18 protein-coding genes and 1 tRNA gene are annotated in these 21417 nt (G+C 53.3%); 4 read left to right on the top strand and 15 right to left on the bottom strand.

The genetic code is table 11. The annotated features are described in order from the left end of the window. Positions 1 to 23: 23 nt before the first annotated feature. Positions 24 to 359, bottom strand: coding sequence for an iron-sulfur cluster insertion protein ErpA (gene erpA / locus ACR2R1_RS08055; protein ID WP_434114219.1), 336 nt, complete (start codon positions 357 to 359; stop codon positions 24 to 26). Positions 360 to 458: 99 nt separating this feature from the next. On the opposite strand from erpA, the gene ACR2R1_RS08060 reads away from it, so the two are divergent. Beyond that, complete coding sequence (locus ACR2R1_RS08060; protein WP_133718166.1) at positions 459 to 782, top strand: DUF2845 domain-containing protein; 324 nt, start codon at positions 459 to 461, stop codon at positions 780 to 782. A 70-nt stretch (positions 783 to 852) separates the two neighbouring features. On the opposite strand, the gene ACR2R1_RS08065 is transcribed toward ACR2R1_RS08060, so the two are convergent. The 3 genes from ACR2R1_RS08065 to mtnA all read right to left on the bottom strand — a co-directional run bounded on the left by ACR2R1_RS08065 (position 853) and on the right by mtnA (position 4041). Next, positions 853 to 1257 carry a septal ring lytic transglycosylase RlpA family protein gene (locus ACR2R1_RS08065; RefSeq protein WP_434113479.1) on the bottom strand — a complete coding sequence of 135 codons (405 nt, stop codon included), beginning with the start codon at positions 1255 to 1257 and terminating at the stop codon, positions 853 to 855. Between the two features lie 242 nt (positions 1258 to 1499). Then, the gene (serS, locus tag ACR2R1_RS08070) at positions 1500 to 2774 is read right to left on the bottom strand and encodes a serine--tRNA ligase (protein WP_434113482.1); all 1275 of its coding nucleotides are present in this window, start codon (positions 2772 to 2774) and stop codon (positions 1500 to 1502) included. Positions 2775 to 3006: 232 nt separating this feature from the next. Next, on the bottom strand, positions 3007 to 4041 hold the full coding sequence (gene mtnA, locus ACR2R1_RS08075; RefSeq protein ID WP_086134126.1) for an S-methyl-5-thioribose-1-phosphate isomerase: 1035 nt from the start codon (positions 4039 to 4041) through the stop codon (positions 3007 to 3009). A 353-nt stretch (positions 4042 to 4394) separates the two neighbouring features. Between mtnA and ACR2R1_RS08080 the strand changes: the two genes are divergently transcribed. Further along, positions 4395 to 4565: a hypothetical protein gene (locus ACR2R1_RS08080; RefSeq protein ID WP_166642627.1), complete on the top strand. Its 171-nt coding sequence runs from the start codon at positions 4395 to 4397 to the stop codon at positions 4563 to 4565. Here ACR2R1_RS08080 and rlmB read toward each other — a convergent pair. Next, positions 4562 to 5317, bottom strand: coding sequence for a 23S rRNA (guanosine(2251)-2'-O)-methyltransferase RlmB (rlmB, locus tag ACR2R1_RS08085; protein WP_077730585.1), 756 nt, complete (start codon positions 5315 to 5317; stop codon positions 4562 to 4564). The two genes, ACR2R1_RS08080 and rlmB, sit on opposite strands and share 4 nt — an antisense overlap. Next, on the bottom strand, positions 5314 to 7554 hold the full coding sequence (rnr, locus tag ACR2R1_RS08090; protein ID WP_077730584.1) for a ribonuclease R: 2241 nt from the start codon (positions 7552 to 7554) through the stop codon (positions 5314 to 5316). Before rnr ends, rlmB begins: the two co-directional genes overlap by 4 nt. Before the next feature lie 165 nt (positions 7555 to 7719). Between rnr and ACR2R1_RS08095 the strand changes: the two genes are divergently transcribed. Then, positions 7720 to 7804 (top strand) — tRNA-Leu (locus ACR2R1_RS08095). Positions 7805 to 7818: 14 nt separating this feature from the next. Here the strand turns inward: ACR2R1_RS08095 and ACR2R1_RS08100 are convergent. The 9 genes from ACR2R1_RS08100 to ftsH form a co-directional block, all read right to left on the bottom strand. Beyond that, a complete protein-coding gene (locus tag ACR2R1_RS08100; RefSeq protein WP_077730583.1) occupies positions 7819 to 9111 on the bottom strand; it encodes an adenylosuccinate synthase in 1293 nt (430 codons plus the stop codon). 45 nt (positions 9112 to 9156) lie between these two features. Beyond that, positions 9157 to 10350: an ATP phosphoribosyltransferase regulatory subunit gene (locus tag ACR2R1_RS08105; RefSeq protein ID WP_434113487.1), complete on the bottom strand. Its 1194-nt coding sequence runs from the start codon at positions 10348 to 10350 to the stop codon at positions 9157 to 9159. A 185-nt stretch (positions 10351 to 10535) separates the two neighbouring features. After that, the gene (gene hflC, locus ACR2R1_RS08110; protein ID WP_077730615.1) at positions 10536 to 11393 is read right to left on the bottom strand and encodes a protease modulator HflC; all 858 of its coding nucleotides are present in this window, start codon (positions 11391 to 11393) and stop codon (positions 10536 to 10538) included. 2 nt (positions 11394 to 11395) lie between these two features. After that, positions 11396 to 12571, bottom strand: coding sequence for an FtsH protease activity modulator HflK (hflK, locus tag ACR2R1_RS08115; RefSeq protein WP_077730581.1), 1176 nt, complete (start codon positions 12569 to 12571; stop codon positions 11396 to 11398). A gap of 207 nt (positions 12572 to 12778) precedes the next feature. Continuing rightward, positions 12779 to 14053, bottom strand: coding sequence for a ribosome rescue GTPase HflX (gene hflX / locus ACR2R1_RS08120; RefSeq protein WP_434113490.1), 1275 nt, complete (start codon positions 14051 to 14053; stop codon positions 12779 to 12781). Positions 14054 to 14115: 62 nt separating this feature from the next. Next, positions 14116 to 14361 (bottom strand): RNA chaperone Hfq, encoded by a 246-nt coding sequence (gene hfq, locus ACR2R1_RS08125; protein ID WP_077730579.1) that lies wholly within the window; start codon positions 14359 to 14361, stop codon positions 14116 to 14118. A gap of 127 nt (positions 14362 to 14488) precedes the next feature. Next, the gene (gloA, locus tag ACR2R1_RS08130) at positions 14489 to 14872 is read right to left on the bottom strand and encodes a lactoylglutathione lyase (RefSeq protein ID WP_077730578.1); all 384 of its coding nucleotides are present in this window, start codon (positions 14870 to 14872) and stop codon (positions 14489 to 14491) included. A 71-nt stretch (positions 14873 to 14943) separates the two neighbouring features. Further along, a complete protein-coding gene (gene glmM, locus ACR2R1_RS08135; RefSeq protein ID WP_077730577.1) occupies positions 14944 to 16284 on the bottom strand; it encodes a phosphoglucosamine mutase in 1341 nt (446 codons plus the stop codon). 301 nt (positions 16285 to 16585) lie between these two features. Then, positions 16586 to 18502, bottom strand: coding sequence for an ATP-dependent zinc metalloprotease FtsH (ftsH, locus tag ACR2R1_RS08140; protein WP_156879779.1), 1917 nt, complete (start codon positions 18500 to 18502; stop codon positions 16586 to 16588). A 769-nt stretch (positions 18503 to 19271) separates the two neighbouring features. Here ftsH and ACR2R1_RS08145 point away from each other — a divergent pair. Beyond that, positions 19272 to 21350: a TonB-dependent receptor family protein gene (locus ACR2R1_RS08145; protein ID WP_434113492.1), complete on the top strand. Its 2079-nt coding sequence runs from the start codon at positions 19272 to 19274 to the stop codon at positions 21348 to 21350. Positions 21351 to 21417: the final 67 nt, after the last annotated feature.

Raw genomic sequence — 21417 nt, forward strand, 5'->3', positions numbered from 1 at the left:
GAAAGTTTTTGGAACGAGAACGCTTAAACCGAGAAGGACGAACCGCAACCGCACGTTGTGGCCGCATTGGGATTCCGAATAACGAATTGAGATCCGGATAAGTCCTCGGTATAGTCGATCTCGGCACCGGTCAGATATTGGATGCTCATGGAATCGATCAAGACAATGACACCGTTCTTCACAATTTGCGTGTCGTCTTCATTGACCGTGTCATCAAAAGTAAAGCCATATTGAAAACCCGAACAGCCGCCGCCGGTAATGTAAACCCGCAGCTTCAGGTTTTCGTTTCCTTCATCCGCTATCAGTTGGCTCACCTTGGCCGCGGCGCTGTCAGTAAATTTAATGGGCTCTTTGCTCATACAAACCGTAACCTTGATACGCGCATAGAATCTAACTGCATTATGAATTTTCCGAGAATTTTGGTCAAGAATACGCGGCACGTCATACTCTAAGCATTCATGAGAAAAACCATCATTCCTCTCGGTCTGTTTCTATGCCTGTCCGCCCCGGCTGCCTGGGCGCTACGTTGCGGCTCTTTACTGGTAAACACTGGCGATTATAAGTTCGAGGTGCTTCGCAAGTGCGGCGAGCCCGTATTCACGGACTCCCGCATCGAGCTCAGGTATGTGAAATTGTACGGTTCGGGCTTGGAGTTGGGGCAATACGTGCCGGTCATGATCGACGAATGGACCTACGACTTCGGTCCGAATCGGTTCGTGCAGCTGCTTCGATTCGAGAACGGCCGTCTGGTGGATATAGAATCCTTGGGCTACGGTCGGTAACCGGTACGCTCAGAGCCGTTTTCCTACGGCGAAAAATAAAAAATGGCCCTTATCACGGACGAGGCGCCAATTAACCATCTCCCGGTTGGATCACCTCAAGCTTCACTTGAGCGAGTCCCGCTCTTATGAATCCGAGCTCTTTGGCCGCGCGCCGCGAGAGATCGAGCAGACGCCTATTCGCCGGATCACCGCGGTCGTTCACGCGCACCTCTATGCTACGGTTATTGCTGAGATTGGTCACCCGGAGTCGGGTACCGAATGGTAGCGACCGATGCATTGCGGTGAGGCCGTTCCGGTTGTAACGCTCGCCGCTGGCCGTCCGCCGGCCGTGGAAACGATCGCTGTAGTACGATGCAATGCCTTTTTGAGAGCTTGCAAGGCTTTTTGGACTTGCCGTTCTGGCATGACCAACAGTACAGGAAGACGCCAGATAGATCGACAGAAGGGAGTTAGCAATCAGTCGAAGCTTCTGCATCCTTCACCTCCATATTGGTTATTTTAGGAACGATGCCGTTTCATAATAAACGATGCTTCTAAAAAGGCCAAGTTTTTATCGAAATGGTTATATCGTCATGCGCCGTTCTGCGATGCGGCTCACGCCTTGGCGCAGATCCCGTCGCGCAACCAACCTGAAAATGAATAGCCCGCGCTCCTGTTTCAACGGCGCGGGCATTCGAATTCAAATATGACTGTTTTGAGAGCTTCTCAGTTTTTCGCTCAGCCGATTGCTTCAACCCCACCCATGTACGGAAGCAAGACCTCCGGAACTCTGATCCGTCCTTTTTCATCCTGATAGTTCTCCATCACGGCAATAAGGGTGCGGCCGACAGCGAGTCCCGAACCGTTCAGGGTATGAACCAGCTCGGGTTTACCCGTTTCGGCATTCCTCCAGCGCGCTCTCAAGCGTCGCGCCTGGAAATCCCGGAAATTGCTGCACGACGAGATTTCACGGTAGGCATTCTGTCCCGGCAGCCAAACCTCGAGATCATAGGTTTTGGCCGATGAAAAGCCCGTATCGCCGGCGCACAAAACCATTCTTCGAAACGGCAGCTTCAAGCGCTTGAGAATCTCCTCCGCATGGGAGGTTAGCTCCTCATGGGCACGCGCCGAATCGTCGGGCCTTACAATCTGCACCAGCTCGACTTTTTCGAATTGATGCTGGCGTATCATGCCGCGTACATCCTTGCCGTAGGAGCCGGCTTCGCTGCGGAAACACGGCGTATGGGCAACGAATTTCAAAGGAAGCGTTTCCGCGGCCAAGATTTCGTCGCGGACCAAATTGGTAACCGGCACCTCGGCGGTCGGAATCAGATAGAACGGCGGTTCGCGATCGAGCTTGAACAGATCTTCTTCGAATTTCGGAAGCTGTCCCGTGCCGCGCAAGCTTTCCGCGTTCACCATGAACGGCACGTAGGTCTCGGTGTAACCGTGCTCTTGCGTATGAATATCGAGCATGAATTGGGTCAAGGCCCGCTGCAAACGAGCCAGAGGACCTTTCAGGGTGACGAACCGTGAACCCGTAATTTTGACGGCCGCCTCGAAATCGAGACCTCCAAGCCGCGTTCCCAAATCGACGTGGTCGCCAGGTTCGAATCCGAACTGCGACGGCTCGCCCCAGCGATGGATCTCCACGTTGTCCGCATCGCTCCGGCCATCGGGAACGCCGGCATCCAAAATGTTCGGTATGCCGAGCAGCAAGTCTTCCAACTTCGCTTGAATGCCTTCCAATTCCCCTTCCATCCGTTTGAGGTCATCCCCCAAATGCTGCATCTCCGCAAGTATAGGCTGGATATCCTCTCCTCTTGCCTTGGCCTGGCCGACCAGCTTGGAGCGCGTATTGCGTTCGTTCTGCAACGCCTGAGTGCGGCCCTGTATTTCCTTGCGCTGGTTTTCCAACTCGCGAAATACTTCGGTGTCCAGCTTGAACGAGCGCCGCGCCAATTGCGCTTCGACCTCATCCAATTGAGTGCGGAAAAGACGTGGATCTAACATCGGTTATCCTTGGTGAGATTTGGGTGAATCTGGATCAAAAACTATCTACGGCGCGGGCGAACCCGCCGGAGATTCGAACGGATTCATCGGCGCCGTGGTGCATAGCGAAGGCGGGTATCAAACTGCTTGAGTCTTCAGATAAGCTATTTCACGAGAAGAGACGGACAAGTAGCTTCGATCGAACCCGCTAGCTTCGCGTCTTGTCAGCGCACGGACAGCCGAAAATACGAACTCATCCGGCATCCGCCAGCACTTTCATGGCCTGACGATTCGGATTCCGCACAATACCCCGCTCGGTGACGATGCAATCGATCAATTCGGCCGGAGTCACGTCGAACACTGGATTCCACGCTTTTATAACACTGCTCGGCCGCGCGAAATATTCGTTCAGCAGTTCGCTCTGGGCCCTTTCCTCGATCCTAATGCTCTCGCCGGACTCTGTCCGCCAGTCGATGGTGGACGTCGGCGCAACCACCATGAATTTCACGCCATGGTGGCGAGCGGCAACGGCCAAGGCATAGGTGCCGATCTTGTTGGCGGTATCTCCGTTTGCGGCGATGCGGTCGGCTCCGACTGCGATCCACTGGATCGCACCCGATTTCATCAAATAGGCGGCAGCGGAATCGGCAATCAAAGTCGCGGGTATGCCGTCCTGCTCCAGCTCCCAGACAGTCAGCCTAGCCCCCTGTAGCCACGGACGGGTTTCGGTCGCGAAGATATTCGTAACGCCCTGTCGGTAGGCACTTCGAACCACTCCGAGCGCCGTACCGTACCCACCGGTCGCAAGTGAACCCGTATTGCAGTGGGTCAAAACGCCGCTGGCTCCGACAAGCAGGGAGGCTCCCAAGTCGCCCATCGTTCGATTGGCAGCGATGTCCTGATCATGAATGGTGCGCGCGGCTTGCAACAGATGCGGCTCCGGGTCACCTTCGACAGCCCCGATTTCCGATCGCATACGGTCAAGGGCCCAGAACAGATTCACGGCAGTGGGACGCGAACTGGCCAACTTGGCCAAATCCGCTTCGATCGCCTCTCTCCAGTTATCCGGATTTTCGCGATACCGTTGACGCGCCGCCAACACGACACCATAGGCGGCGGCGATACCGATGGCGGGGGCTCCGCGCACGCGCATCGAAAAGATAGCCTCAGCCACGCCCTGAGCGCTGTCGAATGTCTCGTATTCGACCACGCTCGGCAGCCTGCGCTGATCCAGCACGCGGAGCCCGCGCTCGCTCCACTGCAGGGCACGGACCGTATCGTTAGACATTATGGGTGCAGAAGATGAAGGCATTTGGATTATTGAAATCAGGCGATTGTCAAAGAACCCCCGACTCGCGGGTGTTGTCGGGCCGGGCCGGTGCGGCTAAACGTCCATGCATTTTAAGATGGTCCAGCCGACAAACAAAGAATTCGCGCGTGCGCACCGAGACTTGGTGATAAGTCCTAAAGAGGCATACCATTTGCAACGCGTTTTAAGGCAATTAAGGTGCGCGTTTTTGCCGCATCGTCGAGCGGCTATTCTCGGTTGCAAGATGGTCATAGTCACATTAGCCTGAATTTGTCAAGACTAACACCCGTAAAGGTCCGACTATGGTACTCGAAATCTACCTCTGGTGTTGGATGCACTTGGAACCGCGGCATGCGGCGAAAAGAGGCGCAAAACTTCTGGGCTTGGCGGTATTGGTGTTGGCTCCGCTGATTTATGCCAACGTCGAAATGACCGGACAAGGATTCAAGCCCTCGACGCCCAGCCTGACGATCGAGGTTGGTCAGAAGGACTCGAATCGTTAAGTCCTCTTTGCCTGTGCTCGCTGCCGTACGGCTTCAAAAAGCAGTACGCCTGTCGCAACCGATAGGTTGAGGCTTTCGATTTGGCCGAACATTGGAATTTTGACTAAAAAGTCACAGGACTCGCGCGTCAAGCGACGTAGACCCTTTCCTTCGGCTCCGATCGCCAAGACCAATGGAATGGCCAGGTCGATCTCGTATAGCGATCGCTCGGCCTCGCCCGCAGCCCCTACGATCCACAGCCCCGCCTCCTTTAACCAGCCCAGGACTCGATTCAAATTGGTTACGCGGTAAATCGGCACCGTTTCAGCAGCGCCGGAGGCGACCTTGGCCACGGTCGGCGTCAACCCCACAGACTGATCTTTCGTGATAATGACCCCCTGTACTCCAGCGGCGTCCGCGGTACGCAAACAGGCTCCGAGGTTGTGCGGATCCTGCACATGATCCAGAACGAGAAAAAAAGGCTGCCGCGAAAGATTCGCCAGCGCATCCTGAAGCTCCGACTCTCCGAGTTCGGCGGCCAGCTTCAGCTCGAGAACGATGCCTTGATGGCTTCGGCTTTCGGCTAACGAGTCAAGTTGATTTCGTCCGGCCGGCTGAACCGAAATTCCAAGGGAAGCCAATTTCCGTTCGATGGCGGCAATGCGACCATCTTCCCGCCGATGGTCTATCCAAACGCTGATGATTTTGTCCGGGGCGTTTTCGAGAGCAGCTTCCGCCGCATGAAGACCCGCGATGCGACGCCGATTCTTCATGACCGGCGTCTTTTCTTCCGTGTCCGGCGCGACGAAGACTCGGAGCGTTTCACCAATTCGAGGTCGATCTTGCGTTCATCCAGATCCACGCGAGCCACAATCACACGAACGCTGTCGCCAAGCCTATAAGTCACACCGCTCCGCTGCCCTTCCAACCGATAACCGATCGGATCGTAGTGAAAGTAGTCTTTGTCCAAAGTCGAAACGTGGACCAATCCTTCCACGAAGATGTCTTTTAGCTCCACAAAAAAACCGAATGGCGTAACGGCGGAAATGACGCCTTCGAACTCCTCTCCCAGCTTATCGAGCATGTACTCGCATTTAAGCCAGGCGACGACGTCGCGAGTCGCCTCGTCGGCGCGCCGCTCGGTGTACGAGCAATGCTCGCCCATCAGTACCATGTCGTTATGGGAATAGTAGAATTCTTCTATCTTTTTCTTTTCGAGCGAGTGGCGAATAGCCCGGTGTACCAGCAGGTCCGGATAGCGCCGGATGGGCGACGTAAAATGGGTATAGGCATCCAGGCCCAACCCGAAATGGCCTTTTTTCTCCGGGCTATAAACGGCCTGAGCCAGCGAGCGTAACAGTACAGTTTGGATCAGGTGCTCGTCGGCCCTGCCGGTGATATTGTCCAACACTTCGAAATAATCCTTAGGTCCAGGATTATCGCCGCCACCGAGGTTCAGACCGACTTTTCCGAGAAAGGCACGCAGATCGGCCAATCGTTCGGCGGTGGGACCCTCATGAATTCGAACCACATGGGGGAGTTTTTGACGGGTCAGATATCGCGCCGCGGCAATATTCGCGGTAATCATGCATTCCTCGATCAGGCGATGGGCGTCGTTGCGCTCGCGCGGCACGATTTGCGCGATTTTCTTGCCCTCTCCGAATACGATGTAGGATTCCTGGGTGTCGAAATCCATCGCCCCCCGTGCCTCCCTTGCCCGCCGCAGCACTTTGTAGAGCGAATGCAACTCCTCCAGGTGAGGCACGAGAGCGCGATACTTCTTCCTCAGTATCTTATCGCCGTCGACAATCATGCGGGCGACTTCCGTGTAAGTGAGCCTCGCATGGGAGTACATCAGCCCCGAGTAGAAACGTGAACGGACGATGGCGCCATCGGTGTTTATGTAAATTTCGCAGACCATGCACAGCCTGTCTTGCTCGGGGTTGAGCGAGCACAAACCGTTTGAGAGCACCTCCGGCAGCATGGGAATGACTCGATCGGGAAAATACACCGAGTTGCCACGGATTTTTGCTTCGTCGTCGAGAGCCGTTCCCGGCCGGACATAATGGGAAACATCGGCGATAGCGACATAAAGTTTCCATCCTTTCGGCGTTCTTTCGCAGTACACGGCATCGTCGAAATCGCGGGCGTCCTCCCCGTCTATGGTTACGAGCGGCAGCCGCCGCAAATCAACGCGACCGGCTTTATCATCTTCCGCGACTTCCGTACTTAGCCCCGCAACGTCGTTCAACACGGCTTCCGGCCACTCGGCCGGCAGATCGAAGCTGCGAATCGCCACCTCGATCTCCATACCGGGGGCCATGTGATCCCCCAGAACCTCCCTGATTCGACCGATGGGGTCACGCTGGCGGGTAGGTTGCTCGATGATCTCGGCGACCACGATCTGACCTGGGAGCGCTCCATTTCTATGCTCCTCAGGAATAAGAACGTCGTGAGCGATGTGCTTATTGTCTGGGACGACGAATGAGATTCCCTGCTCCAGGTACAACCGACCCACGATATTGTGCGTATTCCGCTCCAACACCTCCACAACCCCGGCCTCTCGCCGCCCGCGGCGGTCGACGCCGCGTATGCACACCACGATGCGATCATCGTGCATGAGCGAACGCATTTCCTTGGGCGAGAGAAAAAGATCATCGCCGCCCTCGTCGGGCCGAAGAAAGCCGAACCCATCGGGATGGCCGATGACCCGCCCAACGATGAGATCTTTGTGGTTTACGATGCAGTAATAATTGCGGCGGTTTCTCAGTATCTGCCCATCCCGCTCCATGGCATTGAGGCGGCGACGGAGCGATTCAACGTCCTCATCCTCTTGTACGCCCAATACGCCGGCAACGTCCTCGACTCTTAAAGGAATCCCTTGCTCTTTCATCACCTCGAGGATCAACTCCCGGCTGGGAATGGGACGCTCATACTTTCCTGCCTCCCGCTCGGCGAAGGGATCCTCGAGCTTAAACCCTCTAGCGATCGTAGGGGCGGACTTGGTCATCGATAATTTTCCTATTTTCTATATGTTTAGTTTTGCTATTCGGACAGCCCTCGGTCCGACAACCTCTTCGAAGATCGATGATTCCCTTCAAAACTTTCGGTATTGACAATTTAACCGATAAGTAACAAAATTCGCGACTCAATTGAGTCGCTCGACTCGCCTCTTGCCGAGGTGGTGAAATTGGTAGACACGCATGATTCAGGTTCATGTGGGGAGACCCGTGGAGGTTCAAGTCCTCTCCTCGGCACCATCCTTAGTTGTCCCTCAATCGAAGGGATTCTTCAGAATTATCGTCTCGCTGCGATCAGGACCGGTCGAGAGAATATCCACTGGCACACCGACCAATTCTGAAATCCGGTCAATATAGGCTCTCGCATTTGCCGGAAGGTTCTCATACGAGGTAATGCCGGCAGTAGATTCTTGCCACCCTGAAAGCTCCTCGATAACGGGCTCGCACTGAGCATAACTATCGGCGCCGATTGGTACCGTACGAATCTCCTCTCCTTTATATCGATAAGCCGTACAAATTCCGATCTTTTCCAGCCCATCCAGAACATCCAATTTCGTCAGGCACAACCCGCTCAGACTGTTGAGTTTCGCCGAACGCTTCATCAAGATGGCATCGAACCAGCCACAGCGACGCGCTCGTCCAGTAGTAGCACCGAATTCCGCGCCTTTCGCGGATAAATGCTTGCCAATCTCATTCGACAGTTCCGTCGGAAAAGGTCCGTTTCCAACGCGTGTCGAATAGGCTTTGGTGATACCCAATACATAATCGAAATCCAGCAGGCCCATTCCGCTACCGGATGCTGCGCCGCCCGCCGTAGTATTAGACGAGGTCACATAAGGATAAGTGCCATGATCGATATCCAGCATCGCGCCTTGAGCGCCTTCGAAGAGGACATTTCTATCCTCATCACGATAAGCATGCAGCATACCCGCCACATCTCCCAGCATGGGTTTAATCTGCTCACCCAATGCCATCGTTTCGTCCAGCACTTGCTGATAATCGAGCGGAGACTGCCGGTAATACCCGCTGAGTACGAAATTATGATAATCCAGGAGTTCGCGTAACCTTTCGGCAAACACGGCGGGATACATAAGATCGCCGGCGCGTAACCCTCGCCGCGACACTTTATCTTCATAAGCGGGACCGATACCTCTCCCTGTCGTACCGATAGCCTTATCGCCACGAGATTTTTCACGCGCTACATCTAACGCGACGTGAATGGGTAATATCAAGGCACAGGCTTCGCTGATTGTAAGCCTATCCCGAACCGGAATACCGGCTTTCTCCAGCAGCGCAATCTCTTCCAACAAAGCGCGGGGCGATAACACCACGCCATTGCCTATCAAGCATTTCACCGATTCCCGCAAAACGCCGGAAGGTATCAAATGCAATACCGTCTTTTGGCCGTCGATTACCAAGGTATGCCCTGCGTTGTGACCACCCTGGAAACGGACGACTGCATCTGCACGCTCCGTCAGCAAATCGACAAGTTTACCTTTACCTTCATCGCCCCACTGGGTGCCGATGACTATGACGTTTTTACCCATTCTTGATTCCAGATTAGCGTTTCATTTTTCGAGGTAATTTTGGGCTCAATCGCTAACGGGAAAGACTTCCCAAGTTAGCCCCCGCTTTTGAAGGTAGTGTGAACATGCCATCTCGCGAGCCTCGCCAGTTTGTCCATACAACTCCTGAATGACCGTTTGCCCGGCGCCGCGCAAATTACGCACTATTTCGTGCAAATCGGGATCGTCTACGGCGGGCGCAAAAATGCGCAAACTAGGCGCATCATCGTCTTTTCCGTTGGCCAATCGCGCCAGAACCTTCAAATCGGCGCTAAAACCCGTCGCCGGACGAGCGCGCCCGAAAATTTTTCCGATCTCATCGTAACGGCCGCCACGTGCAATTTCTCTGCCGTAACCCGGCACAAAAGCGGCAAATACGACACCCGTTTTGTAGTGATAACCACGCAATTCCGCAAGGTCGAAATTGATTCGTAAGGCCGGGAACAAGCTTGCCAAACTCTTCGAAATGGATTCCAAATCCATCAAAGCGCGATGTACCGACTCATTGGCGGTTGCCAATCGCTTTCTAGCTTTCTCTATGACACCCTCATGTCCATTTAGATCGATCAGCGCTTCCAACATCTCGGTGGAAGAATCGCTAACCGTCAGCGAATGTAATAAAGTTACCAATTCCGGATAGTCTTTCCGCTGAAGAATTTCAAACAGCTCCGCCTCCTGCTGCGCATTCAAACCGGCCTGACGTGCCAACTCCCGATAGATGCCTACATGTCCCAGATCCAGATGTACGTTTTCAATACCTGCAATGGCAAGCATCTCCAACATCAAGCAGATAACCTCCATGTCGCTGGCATTACCCGCATGTCCGTACAATTCGGCCCCAACCTGCAATGGGCTCCGGGACTTTTCGAGATGATCCGACTGCGTGTGCAGCACCGTTCCCATGTAACAGAGCCGTGTCGGCGTATCGGTGCCAAGGTTGCGCGCATCGATACGCGCAACCTGAGGCGTCATATCAGCACGTATCCCCATTAATCGACCACTGATCTGATCGATGATCTTGAATGTCTGCAAATCAAGATCGTTGCCCGATCCAGTCAAAAGCGATTCAATGAATTCAATCAGCGGCGGCATCACCAGCCGATAGCCCCAGCTGGCGAACAGATCGATGATCTTTCGACGTAGCTGCTCCAAACGCTCGGCTTCTTCCGGAAAGACCTCATCAATACCTTCTGGCAACAGCCAATTATCTTCGGTTAGCATCGAATTCGGTGAGCTCAGCAAACGGAAAAAAATCTGGATGGATTAGGCGACAGTTATGTTACCGCGAGGCTCATATTGACCCTAGCAGTGTGTGAGAATCCTTTGCCAACGGCAAACGGTCCGCCCCTTTGTCCCTGTCGACTGGACAAAGGGGCAATAGAAAATATGCGGGAGCAACAGTCCGGTTACTTTGGCTTTTTGAAGTACTGGAAGAATTTCGAATCAGGCTCCAACACGATCATATCGTTCTCGTCCTTGAACACTTGCCTGTAAGCATACAAGCTTCGATAAAACTCGAAGAACTCTGGATTTCTGCTATATGCCTGAGCATAAATCTCCGATGCCGTGGCATCGCCCTCACCACGCCTGATCTCCGAGTCTCTATAGGCATCAGCAAGTATCACCTCCCGCTGACGGTCTGCTTCCGCACGAATACGTTCGGCTGCCTCCGCACCACGCGAACGGAAATCTCTCGCAACCCGGGCGCGTTCGGCTTCCATCCGTCGGTAGACCGATGAACTTACCTCATCCGGCAAATCGATTCCTTTCACACGAATATCGATAACCTCGACTCCCAAATCATCTACTACAGGGTTCACCGTCTTAATCAGTAGATCGCGGATCTGGCCACGCTCTAAGGAAACCACCTCGCGGATAGTTCGCTTGCTGAATTCGTTCCGCAATGCGTCTTTCGTTATCTGATCGAGACGAATATTTGCCGCTGCCTTATCCCCACCGACTGCCTTATAGAATTTCGTCGCGTCTTCGATCCGCCATTTCACGAACCAAGTAACGATTACGTTTTTCTTTTCAGAGGTGAGAAACCGCTCGGGCTTGGACTCCAATGTGAGGATTCGGTCATCGTATTTCTTCACCTCTTGATATGGAAGCTTGAAATGCAACCCCGGCTCGAAGTCTGTTCGAACGATTTTCTTAAACTCCAGCAATAAGGCTCTTTCCGTCTCCGATACAGTAAATATGGAGGTAGCAGTAATTACCAGCAAAATAAAAACAAACGCAAGAATTAGGGTATTTTTACTAATCATTATTGTCCCCTTCCTTCACGACCTCGAGTGGTTGATCGGATAGTTCTAGGGGCCCCGCTGTCCGATACTTCCGGAGTAGTAATCGTGGCATTGTCGGCATCTCTGGGCGGCATCAGGGGCGACGCAGCTTTTTGAAGTTTATCTATAGGCAGATACAACAAATTATTGCTGTTCTTGACATCGATCAATAACGTACCCGTGCGTCCAAGCACTTCCTCCATCGTATCGAGATAGAGGCGCTCTCGCGTAACCTCCGGAGCCTTGTCGTACTCCGCCAGCAACTGTTTGAACCTACTCGTGTCACCTTCTGCTCTGGCAATTACGCGCTGTTTATACGCTTCCGATTCTTCCAAGACACGTGCCGCGGCACCCCTTGCTCTTGGCACGACTTCATTCGCATAAGCTTCCGCTTCATTTTTCAGGCGCTGCTCATCTTCCCTTGCCTTGATCGCGTCCATGAATGCTGCCTGGACTTCTTCCGGAGCCTGAGCATCCACCAAGCTCACATTGCTCACTCTGATTCCGGTTTGATATTGATCCAGCGTTTGTTGAATTTCGTTCTTGATCTCGTCGGCAACCTTGCCCCGTCCCTCCGTCAACACGAAATCCATCGTACTCTTCCCGATAACCGCACGTTCGGCGCTTTCAATAACCTGCTTCAAGGTTTCGTCCGGATCAGCAACATTAAAAAGATAATCTTTCGCATCCTTGATCTGATACTGAACCGCTAATCGGATATCGATAATATTTTCGTCCTGCGTGAGCATAAGGGCTTCCCTGGGCACGGAACCCAAAGATTGCTGACGCCCGCCGGAGCGATACCCTACTTCCAGAAAACGTTGCTGCTCCATATTGACCACCTGAACGTGCTCTATTGGCGCAGGCATGTGCCAATGCAGCCCAGGCATGGTGGTATCAGCGTATTTGCCGAAACGCGTAACGACGCCGCGACTCCCTTCGTCTACGAGATAAATACCGGTTAGCCCCCATACAGCCAAGGCAATCAGGAGAAATAAACCGATCGTCCTCATGGGCGCATTTTCACCGCCACCGAAAAACCTCCCTATCCTTTCGTGTAATCCGCGCATGACTTCTTCCAAGTCCGGAGGCGTCTCCTGCTGATCACGCCCGCTCCACGGATCTTTTTTATTACCGCCCGGTTCGTTCCAGGACATTGGATGACTCCTATAGTACAGAACTTGATGCTCTTCTAGAGCTATAACAAAGCCGCTACTGCGGCATGAATATTAGAATTATCTAGGAAAATGGTTGGATATACAAAAACGAGCATTTGAGAGGAAGCCGGAACGCTCTCCACTGGCCCAGTGCTTCACGGTAGAAGCATGCTATGCCCCGGCATTATTGTTACCAGATCGAGATGATTAAGCACTAATTGAATCCTGCAGCTCGTCGAGCTCATGCAATAACTTCACATCCCGCTTGAGAAGCTCGACTTCCAAATCCCACCCTCCGGTTCCGTCCGATTCTTCTCTCAAGATCTGCGCTGCGTTATATAACCGTGCCCTCAATCCGGCGTTTTCCGGACCCAAGTGAATTCTGCGGTGAATCACTTCGCGACGAAAAAGAACCTCTAAAACGTCGTGAAGCAAAGGCAGACCAGCACCTGTCTTGGCGGACAACCATACTTTTGCGACATCTCCGCTCGCGTTTCTCTCAGCGTGCGGCTCAATATCCGCAACCCGATCGATCTTGTTAAAGACCTGAATCTGTCTTACTCGATCAGCTCCGATTTCGCTCAGAACCCGATTGACTTCCGATATGGTTTCGTCAGACCGCTCATCACTCGCATCAATAACGTGAAGCAATAAATCTGCGTCCGCCGCTTCCTTCAAAGTCGAACGGAATGCTGCAACCAGCTCGTGTGGCAAATGCCGGATAAATCCGACCGTGTCAGCTAGAATTACCGTCAAACTCGGCGTTAACTGCAAGCGTCGCAAGGTGGGATCGAGCGTAGCAAATAACTGATTTGCCGCATAAACGCCAGCCCCCGTCAACGCGTTGAAGAGAGTCGATTTGCCGGCATTTGTATATCCCACCAAACTGACAACCGGCAACTCCGCCCGCCGTCTAGCGGAGCGTCCCTGATTGCGTTGCCGCTCGACTTTCTCCAGCCGTTTTTGAATCAGCCGTATTCGATCAGCAATTAAACGCTTGTCCGTCTCAAGCTGTGTCTCCCCAGGACCACGGAGGCCGATACCCCCTTTTTGACGTTCCAAGTGAGTCCAGCCGCGCACCAAACGAGTAGATAAGTGCCGCAACTGTGCTAATTCAACCTGGAGTTTGCCTTCGAAGGATTGGGCCCGCTGAGCGAAGATATCGAGAATCAATCCGGTGCGATCGACAACCCTGACCGAAAGCTCTCTCTCTAAATTACGCTCTTGGCTGGGCGTTAAAGGATGGTTGAAAAGAACCAGCTCTGCTTCGTCCTCCCGGACAATCCGGGCCAACTCGTCAAGTTTCCCTTTTCCGATGTAATAACGAGGATCGGGCGTGTGTCTCCTGCCTGTCACCGTAGCTACAGGCTCCGCCCCGGCTGATGAGGCGAGTTCCTGAAGTTCTACAAGAGCTTCGGTCTCGTCCTGAGCGGCCAAATGAACAAGCACGGCACGCTCGCCGGACTTCGGCCTCTCAAACAAGTAAACTCTTCTCCCAGACCAACTTCGACATCACCATCTTACGGCTTGAACCGAACTGTCGATTAACCCTCGTCTTCCAATCCTTCCGCCGCATGGGGTAGACGGACCTGACGCGCAGGGACAATCGTGGAAATGGCATGCTTGTAAACCATTTGGCTTACAGTGTTCTTGAGTATGATCACGTACTGATCGAAAGAATCCACTTTACCTTGTAACTTGATCCCGTTTACGAGATAGATCGAAACCGGAACATGTTCTTTTCTAAGCGCATTTAGGAACGGATCTTGTAAATTTTGCCCTTTTGACATCCTCTTTCTCCTTATTGTTATAAGACCGACGCTCAGCCAGTATTAAAACAAATCTCTCATTTTTTCGCCAGGCACAATACCTGACTGTAGCCGCCATTAATATATGAAAAATAAGCGCAACAGCCCTTTATTCTTTTCCGATTAATTCAATTTTGTAACCATCCGGATCCGCCACGAAGGCAATGACCGTGGTGCCGTACTTCATGGGGCCGGCTTCGCGTAAAATTTCGCCGCCAGCGCGTCTTATACGCTCGACAGCGTCGTAGATGTCCTCGACTTCGATCGCGATATGCCCAAAGGCATCGCCCAAGTTATAGCCATGAACACCCCAGTTGTAAGTCAATTCAATCACCGAATCGTGGCGTTCGTCACCGAACCCTACGAATGCCAGAGTGAATTTTCCATCAGGAAAATCCTCCTTTCTCAATAGTTTCATTCCGAGAATTTCAGTGTAAAAGCGAATCGACCGTTCTAAGTCTCCAACCCGAATCATCGCGTGCAAGATACGCATCGACTGACTACCTCGACTCAATTTTTGCTAATGAAATCATCGCGCATCTAATAACCGCCACGAACACATCTCTAGGTCAGCGCCGAAGAGACGGCATTTGCGAGACGGTCGGCCGTAGCACGAACAACATGAGCGTCTTGCCCTTCAACCATAATCCTAATTAGCGGTTCGGTTCCCGACGGTCTGAGCAAAATACGCCCCTTGCTGCCAAGTTCACGCTGAATTTCATTTTTCAACTTCTGAACCGGCTCGATTTCATCCAAATTGACTTTGTCCCGCACCTTCACGTTCACCAAACACTGAGGGTATTTGACCATGTCGCTCTTCAATTCGTTAAGCGATTTGCCCGCCTCGTGCATCGCTGCCATAACCTGCAAAGCAGAAACAATACCATCGCCGGTCGTAATCCGGTCCCGGCATATGATATGACCTGAACTTTCACCACCGAGCACGCTGTCATGCTGAAGCATCATTTCCATCACGTAACGATCTCCTACCGCAGCGCGCTTAAACTCTAACCCCAACGCATCCAGCGCATGCTCTAACCCTAAGTTACTCATCAGAGTACCGACTATCGGCCCTCTTAACCCACCGCACTCCATACGGGACTTAGCGATGATGTAAACGAGTTCATCGCCATCGACGATCTCCCCTTTATGATCGACCATGATCAGCCGATCGCCGTCGCCATCCAAGGCGATCCCAAAATCCGCCTGCTCTTCCAATACCGCACGGCTAAGTCGCTCGGGTTTGGTAGCTCCGACGCCGTCGTTTATATTCAAGCCATTGGGCTGAATGCCAATAGCGACAACCGTCGCACCAACTTCCTCGAATACATGGGGCGCGATGTGATATGTCGAGCCATGGGCGCAATCGACAACAATTTTGAATCCAGTAAATTCGATGCGGGACGGAATAGTGCTTTTGCAAAATTCGATATAACGCCCGACCGCATCACTGATGCGAGACGCTTTGCCTATCCTTGAAGACTCCACCGTCGTCATGGGTTTGTCCAATTGCTCCTCAATCTGGAGCTCGACCTCGTCCGGAAGCTTCATGCCATCGGGCCCAAAAAACTTAATCCCATTATCGTAATGCGGATTGTGCGAGGCGCTGATGACTATCCCGGCCTGGGCTCGAAACGTCCGCGTAAGATAAGCGATTGCCGGGGTTGGCATGGGACCGAGCAACTGAGTATTAATCCCCGCCGCCGCAAGCCCCGCCTCGAGAGCAGATTCGAACATGTAGCCGGAAATTCTGGTGTCCTTTCCGATCAGAACATTGGAAGGGTAGCGATCCAGCGAAAACACGCGGCCTGCCGCCCAACCCAACTTCAGCATAAAGTCCGGTGTAATAGGATATTCCCCTACTTTGCCGCGAATTCCGTCTGTACCAAAGTACGATTTTTTCATTCGCCGTCCTTCAAATCTAAAGATTCAATTATTTTTGATTTTACGCTCTATGCAGTAGCCGATCCGTCGACACCTTTTGGACACACTAATACCTTCCGCTTTCAAGAAGCATGGAAATTACGCAATTATCCGCGCCGTCTATGTCCTTAGTTTCATAGCGACTGCCCTCCATTCCAACGGACAAGTTCTATCCGACAACTGAACGTAAAAGGTCGTCAGCTAGTGTAGGCGATCCATACAAAAACAAAACCCCCCGCACCTAGCACGGTGCCGGGGGTCTCAATAAGCCTACCAAACAGAATCAGTGCTGTTCCGCTGCTTTACCGATGCCTCCAGCTCCTTTTGCCTTGGGAGTCTCTTTAGCACCCAAACCCGCCGCAGCACCACCGCTCGGAGGCGCCTCGCCCCAGCTTTGCGGCGGACGCGGAACCTTGCCTTCCATAATGTCGTCGATTTGGAAACGATCGATTGTCTCGTACTTGATCAAGGCTTCAGCCATCAGATGTAATTTTTCCATGTTTTCTCGCAACAAGCGCTCCGAACGCTCATAGTTGCGATCGATTACCGAGCGAATTTCCTCATCGATCAGATGCGCCGTCTCCTCGGAGACCATTTTATGCTTGGTGACGGAGCGTCCCAAGAATACTTCGCCTTCTTCTTCGCTATACGCCAACGGCCCTAAACGTTCCGAGAGCCCCCATCGGGTAACCATGCTGCGCGCGAGATTGGTAGCCCGCTCGATATCGTTCTGAGCGCCGGTCGTCACTTTTTCTTTGCCGAAAATGAGCTCTTCCGCTATACGTCCTCCGAACAAACTCGAAATCTGGCTTTCCAGTTTCTGCTTGCTCGCACTGTACTGGTCACGCTCCGGCAAAAACATAGTAATTCCCAGCGCCCGGCCGCGCGGCATGATGCTGACCTTGTACACCGGATCGTGTTCCGGAACCAGCCGTCCCACAATCGCATGACCTGCCTCGTGATAAGCGGTGAGCTGCTTCTCCTCGTCGGTCATTACCATGGATTTGCGCTCTACGCCCATAAGAATCTTATCCTTGGCTTTCTCGAAGTCCTCCATGTCGACGCTGCGCTTATTCTTGCGGGCGGCGAACAAAGCCGCCTCGTTGACCAAGTTGGCCAAATCAGCGCCGGAAAATCCAGGGGTGCCGCGTGCCAGATATTCGACTTCCACGTTGTCGGCAATCGGCACTCGCTTCATGTGCACCTTCAAGATTTGCTCGCGACCACGAACGTCAGGTAGTCCAACGACGATCTGACGGTCAAAGCGCCCAGGACGCAAGAGCGCCGGATCCAGAACATCGGGGCGGTTGGTTGCCGCGATGACGATAATACCTTCGTTTCCTTCGAAACCGTCCATTTCGACGAGCAACTGATTGAGCGTCTGCTCGCGCTCGTCGTGGCCACCGCCTAAACCGGCACCACGATGGCGGCCTACCGCATCGATCTCGTCAATGAAGATGATGCACGGCGCATTTTTCTTCGCCGTCTCGAACATATCGCGCACGCGGGACGCACCCACGCCCACAAACATCTCGACAAAATCCGAGCCCGAGATGGAAAAGAACGGAACCTTAGCCTCTCCGGCGATCGCTCGGGCCAGCAAAGTCTTACCGGTCCCTGGCGGACCGACCATCAGAGCCCCGCGCGGAATCTTGCCGCCCAGCTTCTGAAACTTGCTCGGATCCTTGAGGAAATCGACCATCTCCTGAACGTCTTCCTTGGCCTCTTCAACGCCCGCTACGTCGGCAAACGTCACCTTGACTTGATCTTCTTCGATCAGCCGAGCTCGGCTCTTACCGAAGGACATGGCCCCCCTTCCTCCGGTACCGCCTTGCATTTGCCGCATGAAGAAAATCCACACAGCAATCAGCAGCAACATCGGGAACCACGAAATAAAGATCTGCATCAATAATGATTGAGATTCTGGCGGCTGAGCCTTGATCTCGACATGGTTCTTCAGCAGGTCGTCAACCAAGTGGTCGTCGCCAGGACTGTAAGTAGTGAACTTCTCGCCGGTCCCGAGCATGCCCCGGATCATTTGCCCGTCGATAGTCACCTGCTTAATCTGCCCCTCGTTCACCGCCGAGATGAACTGCGAATACGACATAGTCGAATCGACCGACTTTCGGGAGCCAAAATTATTGAAAACCGACATCAAAACGACGGCGATGACTACCCACAGAATTATGTTCTTCAACATGTCATTCACGGTCTAACTTCCTCGTCGGATAAATCCGACCATTTTTTTGAAATAGTTTACAAATACTATCAGGATATCGCCCGGTGTAAATGCTTCAAACGGGCAAGGACAATCGTAGAAGCCTACATCTACCTCCCTCTTCACTGACTTTTCGACTGCGCATATTCGAGAAGGTTCATTCTGCAATTTTTCTGCCGAGAACTGCCCGAGCTCTCGCAACCATCGGCACCGCACGCGAATACCGGCGTGAGAAATTCATTACACCGATGCAGCGCCGCCGCACCCATCATCAAAACCTCGATGCGGCAAATGCCCTACCCCAAAGCGGGTACTGCAAGAAATTTTTTGGCTGACCAATTATTAATCAGGCCCGTTAATACCCTCCTGGTATTTCGGGCCGCCGCCCAAGCCGGTACACGCCCGGCCTGGGCTCACGCGGCTTGCCGCCGCGCCGGGGCATCCCTGCCCCGGATTAACCCGGCCTATATTTATAGGCCGGGTTAATAATGTCACCGACATCGGCCTGCAATCTCCATCAACGACAGCCATGGGCGCAAAAAACAAGAAATTGCCAGAGCACTTCCAACCCTTATCGCGCCACCCCAAGCATGTCATTTGCCTCACTTCGCCGACCAGGAATGCGTGATTTCACACACCCCGATCGACCTTTCCGACAAACTATCCTCCAGTTCTCGGCCTGAAGACGGACTGGCTCAAATAGTGCTTACGCTAACAGCCGTCTCAAAAAACTAAAACAACAAGTCCGAAAATGATGAGCAATCACTATTTAAAGATGACTCTCGCACTCTTATGCAGCGGAGCAACCATCGGGGGAAAAGCATGGGCCGATCATGACACCAAGCCCACTCAGTTACCAACTTTAACGATTACCGGCGAAGCCGATACGGCACCTCAAGCTCTCACCGTACCTAATATCGAAACCGCGCGCGAGCAGATTAACCGGGTTCCCGGAGGCGTCGATATTATCGATGCGGAAAGCTATCAGAAGGGCCGTGCCGCCAATCTCAAGGATGTTCTCGACTACTCTCCCGGCGTGTACGTGCAACCGCGATTCGGTGCCGAGGAATCGCGGGTCTCGATCCGAGGCTCCGGCATTCAACGCACCTTTCACGGCCGCGGCATCAAACTCCTTCAGGACGGAGTTCCGCTAAACCTCGCCGACGGAGGCTTCGACATGCAGGCAGTAGAGCCTCTGGCTGCCGAATACGTGGAAGTTTACCGCGGCGCTAACGCACTCATGTACGGCTCTACCACCCTTGGCGGAGCGATCAACTTCGTGAGCCGGGCCGGATACACCGCGTCGCCTCTACAGCTACGCTTCGAATCCGGCAGCTTCGACACTTACCGTGCCCAGGTGAGCTCAGGGCAAGTGATCGGCGATGCTGATTACTATATCTCCGGAACCTTCTTTTCTACCAACGGTTTTCGCAACTGGAGCGAGCAGGAGAACGAGCGCATCTTCAGCAATTTCGGCTATCGCTTCAATGAGAACCTGGAAACGCGCTTCTACGTCACTTATGTCAACACCCAATCGAACCTACCAGGAAGCTTAACCAAAGCGCAACTGGAAGACGATCCGACCCAGGCCAATCCAAGCAGCCTCAGAGGCCAGCAGAAGCGCGACTTCAGGCTGATGCGGCTCGGCAATACCACTACCTGGCGATGGGACGACAAGCAGCGCATCGACATCAGCAGCTTCTGGTCTTACAAGGATCTTTATCACCCTATTTTTCAGGTTCTTGACCAGGTTTCCGACGATTACGGCATGAACATTCGTTATACCAATGAAAACGATTTGTTCGGCCGCAAGAATATTTTCATCCTGGGTCTATATCCGACCGGCGGCCGAACCCAGGACGACCGTTTCGTCAACGTCGGCGGCCACCGCGGCGCCAGAAGGGCCAAGAGTACGCAAGACGCCATCAACATCGATCTCTACGGCGAAAACCAACACTATATCTTGCATCAATTGGCCCTGGTTACCGGCCTTCAACTGTCCTATGCCTCACGCGAATATACCGATCGCTTCCTGAGCAATGGCGATCAAAGCGACCACCAGGATTTCTTCGGGGTCAGCCCGAAAATCGGCGCGCGCTGGGAATTCACGGCCAATAGCCAAGCTTATGTGAATTTCAGCCGCAGCTTCGAGCCCCCGTCATTCGGCGAACTAACCCTTCAATATGGCAATACCCCGCTTCAGCTTTCGGCTCAACGCGGCAGCACCGTAGAAATCGGGACGCGCGGACAGGAGGGCATGGTCAACTGGGACCTGTCCTACTACCATGCGTGGATCGAGAACGAATTGCTGCAGCTGCGTGATCCGGCGGATCCGAGCGGAACGGCGACGATCACCCGAAACGCCGACTCCACGACCATACACCAAGGTATCGAACTCGGTTTCGAGGTCCGCCCCATAGAAAACATCGTTCTGCGTCAGGCTTACATGTGGAACGATTTCCGCTTCGACAACGACCCGACCTACGGCAACAACCGCCTGCCAGGCATTCCGGAACACTACTTGCGAGCGGAACTCCGCTATGAGCATCCGTCCGGCTTCTACGCGGGTCCCAACGTGGAGTGGTCCGCGACCCGAATTCCGGTCGACCTGGCCAATACGCTGTCCGCCGATGCCTACGCTATCATGGGTTTTCGCGCTGGTTATAGGACCAAACAAGGATTTTCCGCCTACTTCGAGGCGAAGAACCTGACCGACGAAAAATATGCGGCAACCACTGGCGTCATCGCCAATGCCGACGGACGCGATGCGGCGCAGTTTTATCCGGGCGATGGACGGGCTTTCTTCGGTGGCGTGGAATACCGGTTTTAACGTAGCGGCCGGATAGTACTCGATATCGACAAAATGAAATAACGGGGTTTGCAATCCGACGCGTTCG

Source organism: Methylocaldum sp. GT1TLB (assembly GCF_051027445.1).
Classification (GTDB): Bacteria; Pseudomonadota; Gammaproteobacteria; order Methylococcales; family Methylococcaceae; genus Methylocaldum.